Source organism: Arthrobacter sp. TmtSoilC48 (genome assembly GCF_059739425.1).
In genome coordinates this window covers 1,641,153-1,656,932 of sequence record NZ_AP046049.1, presented here as the reverse complement: position 1 = coordinate 1,656,932, position 15,780 = coordinate 1,641,153, and the positions used below count along the sequence as shown (strand labels likewise).

The 15,780-nt window shown below is 62.4% G+C and carries 14 protein-coding genes; 8 read left to right on the top strand and 6 right to left on the bottom strand.

Annotated features, from left to right (window positions below):
* Positions 1–30 precede the first annotated feature (30 nt).
* Positions 31–1,092, top strand: a complete 1,062-nt coding sequence (locus tag AC6I97_RS07860; RefSeq protein WP_497944618.1) for a LacI family DNA-binding transcriptional regulator — start codon at positions 31–33, stop codon at positions 1,090–1,092.
* A 151-nt stretch (positions 1,093–1,243) separates the two neighbouring features.
* Here the strand turns inward: AC6I97_RS07860 and AC6I97_RS07855 are convergent, their stop codons facing one another.
* From AC6I97_RS07855 to AC6I97_RS07840, 4 genes are read right to left on the bottom strand one after another with little or no spacing between them, the layout of a single operon-like run.
* Positions 1,244–2,659 (bottom strand): glycoside hydrolase family 32 protein, encoded by a 1,416-nt coding sequence (locus AC6I97_RS07855; RefSeq protein WP_497944617.1) that lies wholly within the window; start codon positions 2,657–2,659, stop codon positions 1,244–1,246.
* Positions 2,660–2,682: 23 nt separating this feature from the next.
* On the bottom strand, positions 2,683–3,555 hold the full coding sequence (locus AC6I97_RS07850) for a carbohydrate ABC transporter permease (RefSeq protein ID WP_224088505.1): 873 nt from the start codon (positions 3,553–3,555) through the stop codon (positions 2,683–2,685).
* Positions 3,556–3,563: 8 nt separating this feature from the next.
* Positions 3,564–4,529: a carbohydrate ABC transporter permease gene (locus AC6I97_RS07845; RefSeq protein WP_497944616.1), complete on the bottom strand. Its 966-nt coding sequence runs from the start codon at positions 4,527–4,529 to the stop codon at positions 3,564–3,566.
* Positions 4,526–5,944, bottom strand: a complete 1,419-nt coding sequence (locus AC6I97_RS07840; RefSeq protein WP_497944615.1) for an extracellular solute-binding protein — start codon at positions 5,942–5,944, stop codon at positions 4,526–4,528. The genes AC6I97_RS07845 and AC6I97_RS07840 overlap by 4 nt, the downstream gene beginning before the upstream one ends.
* A 187-nt stretch (positions 5,945–6,131) precedes the next feature.
* Here AC6I97_RS07840 and AC6I97_RS07835 point away from each other — a divergent pair, with 187 nt between their 5' ends.
* Together AC6I97_RS07835 and AC6I97_RS07830 are read left to right on the top strand one after the other, a co-directional pair.
* A complete protein-coding gene (locus tag AC6I97_RS07835) occupies positions 6,132–8,870 on the top strand; it encodes an AMP-binding protein (RefSeq protein ID WP_497944614.1) in 2,739 nt (912 codons plus the stop codon).
* A 296-nt stretch (positions 8,871–9,166) separates the two neighbouring features.
* On the top strand, positions 9,167–10,078 hold the full coding sequence (locus tag AC6I97_RS07830; RefSeq protein WP_497944613.1) for a phosphatase PAP2 family protein: 912 nt from the start codon (positions 9,167–9,169) through the stop codon (positions 10,076–10,078).
* Positions 10,079–10,110: 32 nt separating this feature from the next.
* Here the strand turns inward: AC6I97_RS07830 and AC6I97_RS07825 are convergent, their stop codons facing one another.
* Positions 10,111–10,326 (bottom strand): hypothetical protein, encoded by a 216-nt coding sequence (locus AC6I97_RS07825; protein ID WP_224167558.1) that lies wholly within the window; start codon positions 10,324–10,326, stop codon positions 10,111–10,113.
* Positions 10,327–10,571: 245 nt separating this feature from the next.
* Between AC6I97_RS07825 and AC6I97_RS07820 the strand changes: the two genes are divergently transcribed.
* The 5 genes from AC6I97_RS07820 (at position 10,572) to AC6I97_RS07800 (ending at position 14,440) form a co-directional block, all read left to right on the top strand.
* Positions 10,572–11,102: an alternate-type signal peptide domain-containing protein gene (locus tag AC6I97_RS07820; RefSeq protein WP_497944612.1), complete on the top strand. Its 531-nt coding sequence runs from the start codon at positions 10,572–10,574 to the stop codon at positions 11,100–11,102.
* A gap of 33 nt (positions 11,103–11,135) precedes the next feature.
* Positions 11,136–11,756 (top strand): hypothetical protein, encoded by a 621-nt coding sequence (locus tag AC6I97_RS07815; RefSeq protein WP_497944611.1) that lies wholly within the window; start codon positions 11,136–11,138, stop codon positions 11,754–11,756.
* Between the two features lie 34 nt (positions 11,757–11,790).
* Positions 11,791–12,441, top strand: a complete 651-nt coding sequence (locus AC6I97_RS07810; RefSeq protein ID WP_497944610.1) for a signal peptidase I — start codon at positions 11,791–11,793, stop codon at positions 12,439–12,441.
* Positions 12,438–12,953: a hypothetical protein gene (locus AC6I97_RS07805; RefSeq protein ID WP_497944609.1), complete on the top strand. Its 516-nt coding sequence runs from the start codon at positions 12,438–12,440 to the stop codon at positions 12,951–12,953. Before AC6I97_RS07810 ends, AC6I97_RS07805 begins: the two co-directional genes overlap by 4 nt.
* Positions 12,954–13,072: 119 nt before the next feature.
* Positions 13,073–14,440: an acyltransferase family protein gene (locus AC6I97_RS07800; protein WP_497944608.1), complete on the top strand. Its 1,368-nt coding sequence runs from the start codon at positions 13,073–13,075 to the stop codon at positions 14,438–14,440.
* Positions 14,441–14,479: 39 nt separating this feature from the next.
* Here the strand turns inward: AC6I97_RS07800 and AC6I97_RS07795 are convergent, their stop codons facing one another.
* Positions 14,480–15,697 (bottom strand): MFS transporter, encoded by a 1,218-nt coding sequence (locus tag AC6I97_RS07795; protein WP_497944607.1) that lies wholly within the window; start codon positions 15,695–15,697, stop codon positions 14,480–14,482.
* Positions 15,698–15,780: the final 83 nt, after the last annotated feature.

Below are 15,780 nucleotides of genomic sequence, written 5' to 3'. Positions count from 1 at the left end.
CTGACAAATGAAGGATGGAAGGACCTCCCAATGAACCGCAAGGCCACTGCACTGGACGTCGCCAAAAGGGCGGGGGTCTCCAGGAGCGCGGTCTCGCTGGTGCTCAATGGCCGCGGCGACGGCAACGTGGCCAAGGAGAGCCAGAACCGGATCCGTTTGGCCGCCCAGGAACTCAACTATTCCCCCAACGCGATCGCGCTCAGCCTGCGGAACCAGCGCTCCCGGGTGATCGGCATCGTGTCTGACGAAGTTGTGGTCAGCCCCTTCGACGGCAACATCATCGGCGGCGCGGACGACGTCGCCCGTAGCCGCGGCTTCGTCACCGTCGTCATGGACACCGAGCGCGACGCCGCCCGGGATGCGAGCGCTATCGAAACCCTCCTGGACCGCCAGGTGGACGGGCTCATGTACGTGACCGTGGGCTTGAAGCCGCTGGACGTCCCCCACGGCATGCTGCGGGTCCCGTCAGTTCTGGCCAATTGCTACGACAGCAACTCCAAACCTCAACTTCATCACGTTATCCCGGACGAAATCACCGGCGGCAGGGAAGCTACCGAACACCTGCTGCAGTTCGGCCATCGGGACATCGCCTTGCTCGCCGGCGCTGAGGACTCTCCGGCCGCTCCGCTGCGGGTTGAGGGCTATCGGGACGCGTATGCCGCCGCTGGCCTGTCGGTCCGCGCGGACCGGATCACCATGGCGGGTTGGGACATCGACGCCGGTTTCCACGGCGCCATGAAACTGCTCGACGGCGTGTCCCCGGCTGAGCGGCCCACGGCCATCATGTGCGCGAATGACCGCCTGGCAATCGGCGTTGCCTTGGCCGCCGCCCGTTTGGGCCTCAATATCCCCACGGATCTCTCGGTGATGGGTTACGACGACGAAGCACGCATCGCCGACACCATGGTCCCCGCCCTCACCACCATGGCCCTGCCGCTGCGTGAGATCGGACGCGCAGCCATGACAACGCTTCTGGATACCATCGAAGCCGTATCCGCTGGCACAGACGACGCAGCCGAGACGAGCGTGGAAACTATGGTCCCGTGCCGCCTTGTTATCCGGGAATCAACAGGCCCTGCGCCAACTCGCTGAGCAGGGGGCGTGAACTGCAGGGCAACCCCGTTGCGGGGCCGCTATTCCGTTGCTGGGCAGCAACGGAACAGCGGGCTTCCGACGTCCTAGCCCCAAAACACCAACAAGCCACGCAAAGCAGGCCCCACAACTCACGACGTCGGCCTGCCGCCTACTCGGGGAGCGTCAACTCCCATACGTCGGCGGTTGCGTCGCCGGGCAAGGTGAGCTGCCATTCCTCCCCAGGAGCCGGGTAGGCGCGGAGCGTCGTGGCAACCGAGCCGGACCGGTAGACCTCCACCAAGGAGGCATCGATGAAGATCCGAAGCTCCTCCCCTGGAGCCAACGAACCCGAGCAGACCACTTGCCTGTCTGCGGAGTCGCCCTCTGAACCCGAAACAAGCACGAGCTCCACATCCCCGGAAGTCACGGCACCAGAGGACACACCCGTACCCGTCACGAGCACCTCGGCAAACGCGGGAACCACCACGGAGCCCACAGCATCCGTAGCTACAGCAGCGCCACGATACGCCACCACTTCCGGCGCCGGGGAAACAGCAAGTGCCCCATCAACCACGGACAGGAGGCGAGGATGCGTCAGCACACCCGACCATCCGGCGTCGTCGATTTCTTCCTGGGTGCGGCCACGGCGACCGTCGCGTCCGGGACCCTCGTTGGCCCACCCCCACAACAAAGCGGCAGGCGAAGAACCGTAAGAGAGCTGGACGATCTGCGGTGCATAAAAGTCTCGCCCAAGATCGGACTTCCCACCGGAAGAAGGCACGAACACCGGCAGCCCGGAGACGGGGTCCACGGAAAGGGAACCGATCAGGTGCCCAACCCCGTTGGCGTGCTCGTGGTCGTCGCCGGACAGCCAGAGCGAGAACATCATCACCCAGGCTGAGCCGCCCGAAGAGTCCGGCACTTGCACCAGTTGCGGGCATTCCCAAATCTCGGCCGGCGTATGGACCGCAGCAACGGGATCGGCAGAGGTCAGCCAAATCCCTTGGTACTTCCAGTCGTCAAGGGACTCCACTGTGTACAGCAGCAAAGCGGCGCGCCCATCAGACAGGCCCGCTCCCTGGATGGCGTAGCGAGCACCGTTGAAGTGGAAGATAAACGGATCCCGGACGGCCGTGACCAGAGGATCTGAGGGCATGGACGCGGCGACGTGGCCGGTCTGCTCCCAGGTCACCATGTCGGAAGAACCGCGCGCAATGACTACCTGCGAATGGCCGCCGTGGTCCTGGACACCCGAATAACAAGCGGTCGGCACACCACCATCTGAGGTCACCACGCCCGTCCAGCATCCCGCGGAATCGGGACCGTCCGGCTGCGGCGACAGCGCGACCGGGTGCACCTCCCAATGGACTAGATCCAAAGAACTCACGTGTCCCCACTGGATCTGGGAGTGTCGGGCCGATTCCGGGTTGTACTGGAAGAAGACGTGGTACCGGCCGTTGATGTAGCTGATGCCGTTGGGATCGTTGATCCAGCCTTGGGCCGGCCGCGGGTGGAATCGCGGGAAGGCCGGATCCGGGTGCGTCGAAGCAGACAACAGGGAATCAAAAAGTGCAAGGTCCGTCACTGGAACCCTTTCAATCAGAGAGGTTACTTGCCCGTTCCAGCGGTGAGTCCGTCCTGCAGTGCGCGCTGGCCGAACATGAACACCACCAGCGCGGGAATCATGGAGAGAACGACGCCGGCCAGCACCACGGAGATGCTTCCGGTGCCGAGGTTGCCTTGGAGTGAGACCAGGCCCAGGGGCAGCGTGAAGTTCTGCTCGGAGATGGTCATGATGAGTGGCCTGAAGAATTCGTTCCAGTGGAAGTTGAACGCCAGGATGCCCACGATCGCCAGGCCCGGCATGGCCAGTGGTGCGTACACGGACCGGAAGGTTCGCCACGGCGAGGCGCCGTCGATCGCAGCCGCTTCAGCGAGCTCACCCGGCAATCCCAGGAAGTACTGGCGCATGAGGAAGGTGCCGAACGCCGTCGGGATGGCCGGAATGATCAGCGCGAGCAGCGTGTCCGAGAGCCCGACGCCGCGGATCAGCATGAACACGGGCACGATCGTCACCTGCGCGGGCACCATCATGGTGGCCAGCACTATGGAGAACAACGCGCCGCGTCCCCTAAAACGAAGGTGTGCGAAGGCGTATCCAGCAAGGGCTGCGGTCACCATCTGTCCGACGGCGATCAGTCCGGTCACCAGGGCACTGTTCAGGACCAGTTGCACAATATTGAGCTGCTTGAACACCTGCTGGTAGGACGCGGGATCGGGGTTCAGGGGCAGGAATGCCGGCGGCAGTTTGAAGGATTCCGACGGCGGCCGCAGCGAGGTGGATAGCGTCCAGAGAACGGGGCCCAGGACAAAGACGGCCGCGATCAGCAAGGCGGCGACGCGCCCCACGACTGACCAGTCGCGCTTCTTGCGCGTAACCACAGGCGCCGTGGTTTCAACACGTTCTGAAATGAGGGTCATGGCGGGCCTTACTGGTAGAAGACGAATCGTTTGCTGAGCCGGAACTGTGCGGCTGTGATGGCCATGATGATGAGCGTCAGTATCACGCCGATCGCAGAGGCCTGGCCGAATTCGAGGCGTTGGAACGCGGACTCGAAGATCACCATGACGGCGGTGCGCGTTGAGTCGCCGGGCCCGCCGCGTGTGAGCACGTAGGGCTGATCGAATACTTGCAGTGCGTTGATGATGGCCATGACCGAGGCCACCAAGGTGGTGGGGCTCAGCAGCGGCAGCGTCACGTAGAAGTGCTTGCGCCAGCCTGTGGCGCCATCGATCGAGGCGGCCTCGTACGTCTCCACCGGAATCGAAGCCAGCCCGCCAACAAACAGCAGGAACGAGAACCCGAAGTTCTGCCACACGTACACAAGAATTACGACGGCGGCCGAACCACCTGGCGTCGTCAGCCACGGTACCGCTGGGACGCCTACGAGCGAGAGCAGCCAGTTCACGACGCCAAACTGTTCGTTGAAGAGGTAGCGCATGAAGATGGACACCGAAGCTGCGGACAGGATCAGTGGGAAGAAGAAGGCGGAGCGGAAGAACACCCTCAGCCAGGCGGGGAGCTTCTCCTGCACCATGATCGCCAGGCCCAGGGCGAGTCCCAGCTGGAGGGCCACGGCCACGATGACGAACACGATGGTATTCAGGAACGAGACCCGGACGGTCGGGTCCTGGACGACTTCGGCGAAGTTGTCGAAGCCCACGAACGTCGGCGCGGAGATGATGTCCCAGCGGAAGAAGGCGAGCGCCACCGAAGCGACAATCGGCAGGAGCGTGAAGATGCCCATGCCCACGATCGTCGGGGCAAGGAAAGCCCATGGCAGCCAGCGTTGTTGGACGCGGCCACGCTTGGACGCCTGGCCGTGTTTGTGGGAGGCCTGGCGTCCGCCCGGCTGCTTCCCGGTCCCGGTGGGGGTGCTGATGGCGGTGCTCATGGCTGCCTCCTCAGGGCCAGTTCAAGATCGCGCTGCATTGATTCGAGCGCCTGCTTGAGTTGGCGCTCGTCCCCGCTGACAGCCAGGGATACGTTTTTCATGAGGGCCGTTTCGACGGCGGCCTGCTGAGGTGGTGCCGGAATGGGACCTGTGGTGGGGAACTTGTCCAGGGTCTCGTAGAAGACCTTCCAGTTCCGCGGGCCGGTGCCGGCATAGAGCTGTTCGTTGACCATGGATCGGCGGGCGGGAGTGGTGTTCGGTGTAGGGAACACGATCCTCATGGCCTCAAGGCTGGAGCTGAACTTCACCCATTCCCAGGCGGCGTCCTTGTCCTTGGCGGTCTTCATGATCGCGTAGCCGGCTGTGCCGAACTGGTGCCGCTGGGTCCGCCATTTCGGGAAGAACTGGACGTCGAATCCGTCCTCTGTCATACCCGCTTCGTGGAGCCCTTGTACCCAATAGCCGCCCGCCGGCGTCGTACCTATCCTGTTGGAGGCGAAGAGACCGATCAGTGCGCTGCCGCCGCCTTCCTCGGGCCGGACACCCAGTCCGTCCTTGACCAGGCCGCGGAGGTAATCGAAGGATTCAAAGACGCGGGGGTCGTCCGCGTTGGGTTCGAGCCACTGGTAACCGCCGGAGCGGAGGCTGCGCGAGGGGTCGTTGGCGTAGAAACCATCCCAGAGCCATTCGCCGCCGGTGGATTTGGTTTCCTTGAGGAAGCTGGTGTCATTTGCGTAGAGCCATGGCACCACTCCACCGAAGAGTCGGTTGGTCCAGTAGTACGGCGTGAAGTCCTGGGGCTTGGCCTTCTTCATCGCAGCGAGGGTGCTGCGGAAGTCCATGTGCGTCCAGTCGTCGGCGGGGCGATCCAAACCGGCTTGGCGGAGTGACGCGGTGTTGTAGTACATGTTGGCGGCGTTCCAGTCGATGGGGAGCTGGAACAGGCTGCCTTTGTACATGAAGGCTTCCACCAGGCTGGGGTGGACGTCCTCGAAGTACTCCTTCATGTGCTCGGCGTCGCGGCGCAGGTACTCGTCCAGCGGATGGGCGAGCTTCTCGGCGAAGAGCTGGGCGCCTTCCGTTGCCACGTACACGACGTCCGGTGGCGTGCCTGCTGCCACCATGGTGAGGATCTTGGTGAAGAAGTCCTTCCAGTCCACAGCCTGGATGGCTTGGACCTTGACCTTGATCTCGGGGTGGACCTTGGCGAAAGCGTCGATGACCTTCTGGCGGGCTGCGGCGTCTGCGGCGGTGCCCATGATGGCGATGCTGAGGCTATTGTCTCCCCGGCCTGGAATGTCCGTTCCTGTCAGTCGCGGCCACGACGCCGCTGTTGCTCCGACTATCCCAGCACCGAGGGCTGTGAGGGCGGTTCTGCGTGTGAATTGTCGCAAAGCCCCATTGGTTCCCGGCATGTAGATTTCCTTCCCTAACACGTGTTAGGAAGCCTAAACCCGCTACCTAACACGTGTCAAGCGTCACAGCAATGTTGCGGCAGTCTCACGGCGGCAGTGTGCCCGGGGAGTCGCCAATCGCGTCATGATTCTTCGCCAACACATTATCCAGTTGAGTTAGGTTAGGTTTACCTTGTTACATTGGCCCGTGACTACCCAACCGGACGTGGCTCGAATCTCGTTCGCCACCAACCTCGCGTCTTTCGGCGAGCGCACCGCCATCATCACGGGCGACAGCACCCTCAGCTACCGCGACCTTGCCGCGCGCGTAGACGATATGGCACGCCAGCTCGGCCCTGCCCGGCGCCTGATCGCCCTTGAAGCCGACAACACCCTGCCGTCCCTGACTGTGTATCTCGCAGCCCTGGCATCGGGCCATCCGCTGCTGATCCTGCCCGCCGGCGGTGGAAAAGCAGCCGACACACTCATTGCCGCCTACGATCCGGACGTCATTGCGCGGTCCTCCAACGGGGAGCCTGTCCTGGACGTGCGCCGCCATGAGACAGCACACCAATTGCACCCGGATCTGGCACTTTTGGTGAGCACTTCAGGCTCCACAGGATCACCGAAGCTCGTTCGCCTTTCCGGGGCTTCCATCCAGGCGAACGCGGCAGCCATCGCGCAGTACCTGCACCTTCGCCCCAGCGATACTGCCGCCACAACCCTCCCCCTTTCCTACTGCTATGGGATGAGCGTGGTGAACAGCCATCTGCTGGTGGGTGCATCCCTGGCATTGACGGACCTCTCCGTTGTGGACCCATGTTTTTGGGACTTGGTCCGTTCCGAGGGCGTCACTTCGTTCGCTGCCGTCCCCTACACTTTCGAGCTGCTTGACCGTGTTGGTTTCGAGCACATGGACCTTCCGAGCCTGCGCTACATCACGCAAGCCGGAGGTCGCCTCGCCCCAGAGCGCGTCCGATCCTATGCGGAGTTGGGCCGGGAGCGCGGCTGGGACCTTTTCGTCATGTACGGGCAGACGGAAGCCACCGCGCGCATGGCTTACTTGCCACCGGACCTGGCAGCGGAGCATCCGCATGCCATTGGCGTCGCGATTCCCGGCGGAGAATTCCGGCTCGAACCAGTGCCGGGGCTGGATGACCGGGAACTCGTCTACACCGGACCAAACGTCATGCTGGGATATGCCGAGAAGCCCGAAGACCTTGCCCTCGGCCGTGAGATTGCCGAACTCCACACCGGCGACCTCGCCCGGCTCGGCCCTGATGAACTCTATGAGATCGTCGGCAGGCGCAGCCGCTTCGTGAAAATCGTTGGGCTCCGCGTTGACCTGGGACGCGTCGAGCGACTCCTTGCAGATCTTGGCCTGACCGCCGCTGCCGCTGGCTCAGACGACGTCGTGGTTGTAGCCGTGGAGGGACACCACGATCTGGCCTTGGTCGCCAAGAGCCTTGCGCAGGATCTGGGCGTCCCCCGCGCTGCCGTCCAACTGCACCCGGTGCCCGACATTCCACGGCTGGGCAACGGGAAGCCTGACTATCCGGCCATCCTTGCGCTGTCTGCGCAACCGGAACCCGTGTCTGTGCAACCGGAGCCCGCGCCCGGACAACCGGAACCGTCGTCCGCAGAGACGGAGCGCCACCCCGGAACGGAATCCACCCCGGGGACAGAGACTGTGCTCAAGATTTTCGCAGAGGTCCTGGAACAGCCAGACATCACCGAGAACGACAGCTTCGTTTCCCTTGGCGGAGATTCACTTTCCTACGTGGCAGCCTCGGTACGGCTTGAGCGTGCACTCGGCCGCATCCCGCAGGGGTGGCACCTAATGCCCATATGCGAGCTTGTCCCGGCCCCCGAAGCCCCAGGCCATCCAGTCCGCCCAGCCCATGAAGATGCGCGTACCACTGGCAGGAAATTTCTCCACAACTGGCGGGGGAAGCTGTCAGCACGCATGGAAACGGGGATCGTGCTGCGCGCGGTGGCCATCATTTTCATCGTGGCAACGCACATCAAGTTCTTCTCCTGGGAAGGCACGGCCCATGTGCTGATGGCGGTTGCCGGCTACAACTTTGCCCGCTTCCAGCTGACGGGATCCCGGCGCGAACGGCTCCGGAGGCAATTGCGTGCCGTCACGCGGATCGTCGTCCCCAGCGTCCTGGTTATCGGCGTCGCGTTCGCCGTCACTGACGACTACGGCTGGCACAACGTGTTCTTGTTGAACTCAATCGTTGGCCCCCAAGGGTGGACGGACATGTCCCGCTTCTGGTTCGTTGAAGTGCTGGTTCACATCCTGATCGGGTTGGCTCTCCTGCTGGCCATTCCCGCGGTGGACCGCGCGGCACGCAGATGGCCATGGGCATTTCCACTCGCCTTGGCCGGCATCGACCTCCTGCAGCGCTTCGACATCATCGAGCTGCCCTACCCTGGCCAAGGGCCTGTCCTGTGGCTGTTCGCCTTCGGATGGGCTGCTGCTGTGTCGCGAGAGTGGTGGCAACGCGCCGCCATGACCGCCTTCGCCCTTCTGACGATTCCAGGGTCCTTCAGCAACGAATACCGCAGCGCCACCATCCTGGTAGGTTTCCTCATCCTTCTCTGGATTCCTACCTTGCCTGTGCCGCGCGGCCTTCACCGCATCACGGCCCTTCTGGCCAGCTCATCGCTGTACATCTATGTCACGCACTGGCTGGTGTATCCGCTCTTTGAACAGACCCATAAGGGGCTGGCCCTCGCGGCATCATTGCTGGCGGGCGTGGCCTACTGGGCTGTGGCGACGCGCGCCATGGGCAGCGGTGAGCGGTGGCTTCACAACCGGCAAAAGCGGAGCCACTTCAATACACCCGGCTCACAGCGGGACGACGATTCAGTGCTAGACGACGCTTCAGTGCTGGATGCGAGGATGCCGCAGCGATCGGGTACTCGCGGACGAGTGTGAGAAGACTGGTCGTGCACCCGAGAAGACCCTCCTACGGCCCTCACGGCGCCCCTTCCGATTTGTGGAGGCGCCATCTTCCTCACGGGAATGCGACGGAGCCAGCAGCATCAGCGGCACAATGGTTATCCCCAGCCAGACAATCACAGCCAGCAACGCCAGCATCAAGCCTGTAGTAGGTTCCATAGATTAAGAATAGGCCGATTCACCCTTGACCATAAGGCGCCTTATTGATAGGTGCGCCACGCCAGAGGCATCCTCACATGAGCCTTCCAGCGAACTGTGGCAGTCTTGATTCAATGAGTTCCCAGCAGTCCCGCCCCATAGCGATGTCCCCCGACCGGTCAGCACAAGCTCGCAAGCCCGGCGTCGGTACAGGGCTGCTTTTCGGCTTGGCTACCCTCGCCAGCATCTTGGGGCTGGTAGTGACGTACTACTTCTTCGTACGGACCACCATGGGCCAATTCATCGACGAGTCTGCTTTGGTTGAAGCCACTGAACTGAGCGGATCCGCAGGCAGGGCGTCCACGAAATTCCTGGATATGCTGCCCATCCTGTCACTGGCGATCGCTATCATCGTGGTGCTCTTCGTGACGGTTGCGCGTCGCCGTTGGACTGCGGCTGGAATTGCCGTGGCAGCCTGCATTGCCGCCAACCTGGCTACCCAGGTACTCAAGTTCTTCATCCCCGACAGGCCGGACCGCGGCGTCCAGACACTCGAACTGAACTCACTCCCCTCAGGCCACACAACATTGGCAGCCTCTGCTGCTGCGGCGGTTTTCCTCATGGTCTCGCCCCGCTGGCGACCTCTCGCAGGATTCCTCGGCAGCACCTTCGCCGTGGCCACCGGGGTTTCGACCCTCATCAACCAATGGCATCGGCCCTCCGACGTCGTTGCAGCCTTCCTTGTAGTGGGCGCCGTCATGCTCCCCGCTGGCTGGCTGATCCTTCGCGGCGGTAGTGACTGGAATGTTTGGAAGGGGTACGGCGAGCACTGGGCTGCATCGCGGCTATGGGTATGGCTGACCACCATTGCCTTGCTTCTGGCAGCTATCGTGGCCGGGTACTCGCTGCTCCAGGTCATGCCGGGACTCAGCGCAGACAGCACTGTGGACTACTTCTGGGCCGGGACTGCATTCATTGTGGTCGCTGGATACCTTTCCGCCCTGGGCGGGACGTGGCTGTTTGGCCTGGCCGCCAGGAAGCGCTAAGGCGCCAGTAACAAAGGCTCGACGGCGGCAGCTTACTTTGGCTCGATGCGCCGGGCCTGGGCGCGGATGAAGTCCCGGTCCTCTTCCGTCAGCAGGGTGCCCCCATGCCCGTCGACAGGGCTATCCTCACCCGTCTCATTGTTGAGGATGGCCGTTTGAGTGCGCGGGATGATGATGCTTCCCGGATTATCGATAAGCCATTGCTGCGTTTCCGGTGAAAGTTGATCCCAGAACTCTTTGATGTGCATAGTAATCAGCGCCGCCCCTTCGATGTTTGACTACATTCCCACACTGGCAGATTCCCTCACTGCGTCAAGCATATTTTTACGAGATTACAAACACCTTTACGGAATATTTCCGGGCTGCAACATCTTCGGTTTCAAACCCGGAAAACTTGATCCAACCTTGAGCCACCGCCGTATGGAGCCTTGATCTGGGACCGCGAAAGTAATCGCTAGGCACAAGCCATAACAACGCGAAAGAAGGTCTCACGGTGAAAAACATAACAATGCTTAAAGGCGCGGCGGCACTTGCACTTGGTGGAACACTGCTCCTGGGTGGCGGAGGAACACTGGCTTGGTGGAATGCTTCGGATTCCGCAGCAGCAGGCACCATTGTGGCCGGCGACTTGAATGTTCAGGCGGCAACGGGCGTTTGGACCGACCGCGCAGGAAACCCTGTCAACCTCGCCACATACCTGGTGGTCCCCGGCGATCTCCTGACCTACACGCAGGATCTGGACATCACCCTCAAGGGCGACAAGATGGCAGCCAACCTCGTCGCCACGAACACCGGTGCGGGCGCAGGGTTCGATCCCGCCAACGTCACGGTCACGTCACCCAAGCTGACCGACTCTGATGGGGACGTCATCGCCAACCCCCTCACCACCTCGCAGCACGTCACGGCCAGCATCACCTTCGAGTTCAAGTCCAGCACCTCAACCCGCACGGACGTCAACGCCAGCAGGAACCTGGGCAACGTATCGTTCACCCTGACACAGGTCCAGCAGTCCGGCCTGCAGTAGTCCTTACCCCGCAACAATTCAACAGGAGTGTCAATGGGAATCCCCAGGAGCATCAAGACGGCTGGCCTTATGGTCGCTGCCGTGCTCCTGGGGCTTATGGCCGTTCAGGGTACGTACGCACTCTGGTCTGCTACTGCCATCGCCCAGCCGGGCACGATCAAAGCATCCAGTTTTACGGTCAACCTGACAGGAACCCCTTCCGGTTCCTCGGTGCCCATGACCGTCAATGACCAAGCGACCACCCTGGCACTGACCACGGCACAGGCGCCTCTGGGGGACCTGGCCCGCGGCAGCTCCGTGTACTCGTCCATAGGAATCGGAAACGCCAGCGACGCCGGAGGGGTCTTTGACATTACCGTCACCGCTACGGCACCTACAGTCAGCAACGTATCCGGCGGCACCTTGGCCGGATATCTCAGTGTGAGTGCCACCAGTGCGGCGTCAAGCACCGCATGCTCATCGGCCAGCGGCTATCAGCCTTTGACCGGGGCAGGATTTACGACGCCGGCAATCGCCAAAGGTGCCACCGCCACACTCTGCTTCAAGGTAACCCTGGACGCTGCCGCACCTTCCAGCGTCGACGGGAACTCCGTCTCAATCACTCTTCCGCTGCACGCTCGTCAGAAATGTGGGGTTCCCAATGGTTGCGCCTAGTAGCCTGAAAGATCGCAATAGCCTTGATGAGCTAGTGCTGGAAAGAACGATTGACGCCGCATTTGATGAAGCTGGCGCCGACGCGTCCATCGCCGTCGAAACCCATGGGGAACTGCAGGAAGCCGGGCAGCATCCCTCGGAAAGTTCTTCCGGCGCTCGGCTACTTGCCCGCGTTGGCCGGGGACTCGGCGTCGTGCTTCTTTCGCTTGCACTCCTGGCGGTCGGGGTGCTGGTCATGCTGCCCAAGGTGACGGGCTCGCAAACGTATTCGGTGCTGACCAACTCCATGGCGCCGAAGTACGCACCGGGAACGTTCATGGTTTCGCAGGCAGCGGACTTTGACGAACTGAAGCTTGGCGACGTCATTACGTACCAAATCGAATCCGGCAAGCCTGGTGTCATTACGCACAGGATCGTTGGTTTCGGGTTCCTCCAAACAGGCGAGAAGACGCTCACCACCAAGGGCGACAACAACGACGTCCCGGATCCCCAGCCCGTTCGCGAGATCCAGGTGCGCGGTAAGTTGCTCTACGCCGTGCCGTTCGTGGGATTCGTCGCGAACGCGTTGGGCAACAGCGACCGCTCACTGTGGCTGGCCGTGGGTGCCGTGGGTTTGATCGGCTACGGTGGGTTCACCATGTTCCGGGAAGTACGGAGCTCGCGAAAGGAAAGGCAGTCTGCGTGAAGCAGGGAACTGGCCCCTCAGCCAAAGCCTGGGCAGTCGGCCTTTTCTGCCTGACTGTATTGGTGGGCATCGGCGGAACGTCCGCATTCGGATTGTGGGAGCAGAGCTCCACCGCAACCATGACTGTTCGAGCCGCAGTTTCAACGCCAACCCCCACGCCTACTCCGACGCCAACGCCCACCACGCCTGTCGGATTAACGTTGACGTGCACGCAGATCTCCACGAGCACTGTCCGGATAAGCGTCGCAGGTTTGAGCTCCCCCACGGCGATGACCGTCGGCGGCAAGATGAGCACCAGCAGCGCCTACGTTTCCATCCCGGTGCTGCCTCCGTCAGCAACTTTGGATTTGACGCCCAGCAGTCCCATCTTCCTCACCGGCGTCCTCGACGGCCACAACCCTGAAGTTGACGTTCAAGTGACGGCGCTGCAAAACACCGGGACCACGGCCACGGGCGAACTGCGTCGTTTGAAGCTCTCCGGCAACGGAAAATTCCTGACCTGTCCGGTGTAGTCCAGGTGGACCCCGGACCAGCGAGAACCATCTGGTAGAAGTACCCATGGCCTTCACGGGACGCTTGACCTACGATTAATCTAATCGATGGAATAAGACCCAAGCTTCCCAGGAGTCCCATGTCTTCCACCCTCAGGTCCGGCCAGCGCCGCGGCACTCCCCCTTCCCTCGCTGGGGTTCCGGCTTCCCGCGACCTCGTGGTCGATCTGATCCGGGTGTCCTGCATGTTTGCTGTGGTGGCCGTCCATTTGCTCATGATGGGCATCAGCGTTGATGGCTCCGGCATCGGCGTCGGCAATCCGCTGACATCACTGGGCTGGTTCGCCCAAGGCACGTGGTTCGGCCAGGTCATGCCACTGTTCTTCATCGTGGGTGGATTCGCTTCGCTGACCTCGTGGCGCAGCCTCCGGCGTAAGGGCGGGGATGCGGGCGACTACCTGCGCAACCGCGTCCTGCGACTGGTCCGCCCCACAGTTGCGCTGTATGCGTTCCTCACTATCGCTTTGTGGACCGCGACGGCGGCAGGTGTCCCCAGCGGCCTGCTCACAGTAATCGCTGCGGGCGCGGGAGTGCAGTTGTGGTTCCTTGCCGCTTACCTGATCTGTCAGGCAATGGTGCCCACGATGGCGAAATTTCACGAAGCAGCTCCCTACAAGACCGTCGCAACGCTGGCCGTGGGCACCGTCGTCGTTGATTTCCTGCGACTCGGGCTGGAACGCAACCCGTGGGGTTTCGATTCGAACCCCGTTGGCCTGGTGAACATGGTGTTCGTCTGGGGTTTGCTGCAGCAGCTCGGGTTCTTCTACGCGGATGGCTTCTTTGACCGGTTTGCCCGCTCGAAGCTCGTCGCGGCGGCAGTCGGCTGCTACGCCATCATGGTGCCGCTCACCCATGGTGGCCCCTACCCGGTTGATATGCTGACCAGCCAGAACCCGCCGATGTTCCCGCTGATCCTTGTAGGTCTGGCGCACATCCTGCTCGTCAAGGCCTCCTATCCCATGCTGCAGCGGGCCGTTCAGTTGGCGTGGATTCAGAAAGTGATGTTCGTGGTGGGTAGCCGGGCAATGATCATCTACCTTTGGCACCTGCCGCTGATCATCGCCATGTTCGGGATCGCCTTGGTGCTTCGGCTTCCCTTCCCCGAGCCTGCCAGTACGGAGTGGTGGCTGAGCCGGCCACTGTTTTACGCGGCAGCCTGGGTGCTCGTTCTGCTGGTGTCCACGCCCTTGCTCCGCCTGGAACTCGCGAGCACTGCGCTGGCGCCCGGTGCTGCGAGGCCGGCAATGTGGCGCATCGCAGTTGCCACGGCGCTGGCAATCGTTCCGCCGTTCGTCGTGATGCGGACAGCGTTGGATACCGCCAACGCAACATGGGGATTGGTGCTGCTGGTGGTTGCAGTGGCACTCGTGACGCGGCGTCGCCCGGACAGGAAGTGGAAGACCCCAGTTGCCCTTGAGCACGCGGCTCAGGAACGCGCGGCTTCCTGACCTACGTTCGCTTTCCGCCGGCCAGCCAGGAATTGGAGCCTAGTAGTTCCGCCGATGCTTCAGCCTGGGGATTGCGACGGCGAACACGGCTGCCGCTGCGAAGCCCAGGACTCCCGTGGCCCAGACGCCAGCGGCGAGCGAAATGGCGGCCGTCAGGGCAGACAAGAGCACCGGCCCACCCGTTGCACCCGAATCGGCAATGAACCGCCAAATGCCAAGGAAGTGGCTCCTTCCGTTGTCGGGCGAGAAGTCGGCACCCAGTGTCATGATGAGCCCGGAACTGATGCCGTTGCCAAAGCCAATCAGCAGGGCAACCAGCAACAGTGGAACGAACCCGCCAGTAAACGGAATGAGGATCAAGGCCACACCCATGATGAGTGTGGAAGGAACCGCCACCCATTGCCGTCCCTTGCGATCCATCAGCTTCCCGGCCGGATAGAACACCAACATGTCGATCGCGCCGGAGAGTCCGTAGATCAGGGATGCTTGCGTGGCATCCATGCCCAAATGGTCGGCCCACAGCGGGATGACAACCTGGCGCGAAGCACGCAGCGCGCTGAGGAGAAGAATTCCGAAGCCCACGGACAGGAACACACCGGCATGCGAAGCCGCTACGTTTCGGAGGGTGGAGGCGCGAGGAATCGGACCGCCGTCGGACGTAGCGGGAGCCACCAAGTCCGGAATGGTGAGCGACAAAGCAGCGGCTGCCATCATCCCCACAAAGCCAACCCAGTACGCCCCGCTGATTCCGGCGAACTGCATCACCCCCGCGCCGATGAACGGACCTATAAAGATACCGATCCTCGTGACGCCGCCCAAGGTGGACAGCGCCCGGGCGCGGAACATCACGGGAACAGCCTCGGTGAGGTACTTCTGGCGGGCCAGGTTGAAAACGCTCGCAGACATACCCACCAACGTCATAGCCGCGGCCAGCAACCAGATCCCGTGCTCCATTTGTGGAGCGAACGCTGCCGCCCCGAGGGCGAGGGCGCCTGCAGCACCTGCCCCAACAATTGCCCAGCGTTCGCCGAACCTCATGGTGATCAGCGAAGCCGGAATATTGAAGAGCCAGGACCCCAAGCCGATCAGCGTCACGATCAACGCCGAAACTGCCACCGATGCTCCAAGATCACGCGCGGAAAGCGCGATCACCGGAAGAACCGCCCCCTCGCCAATACAGAACAACAACGCAGGCCCGAAGGCCGGTAGCGCGATGCTGCGGAGAGTGAAGTTTTGGTCTTCCTGGGTGGTTGTCATCCCTTTCATCCTAGGACTCCAGCCCAGCCGCCTGGCAGTTGTCGCAGTTCCGGCAATCCGGAACCGCAACAACTGCTCGCGAG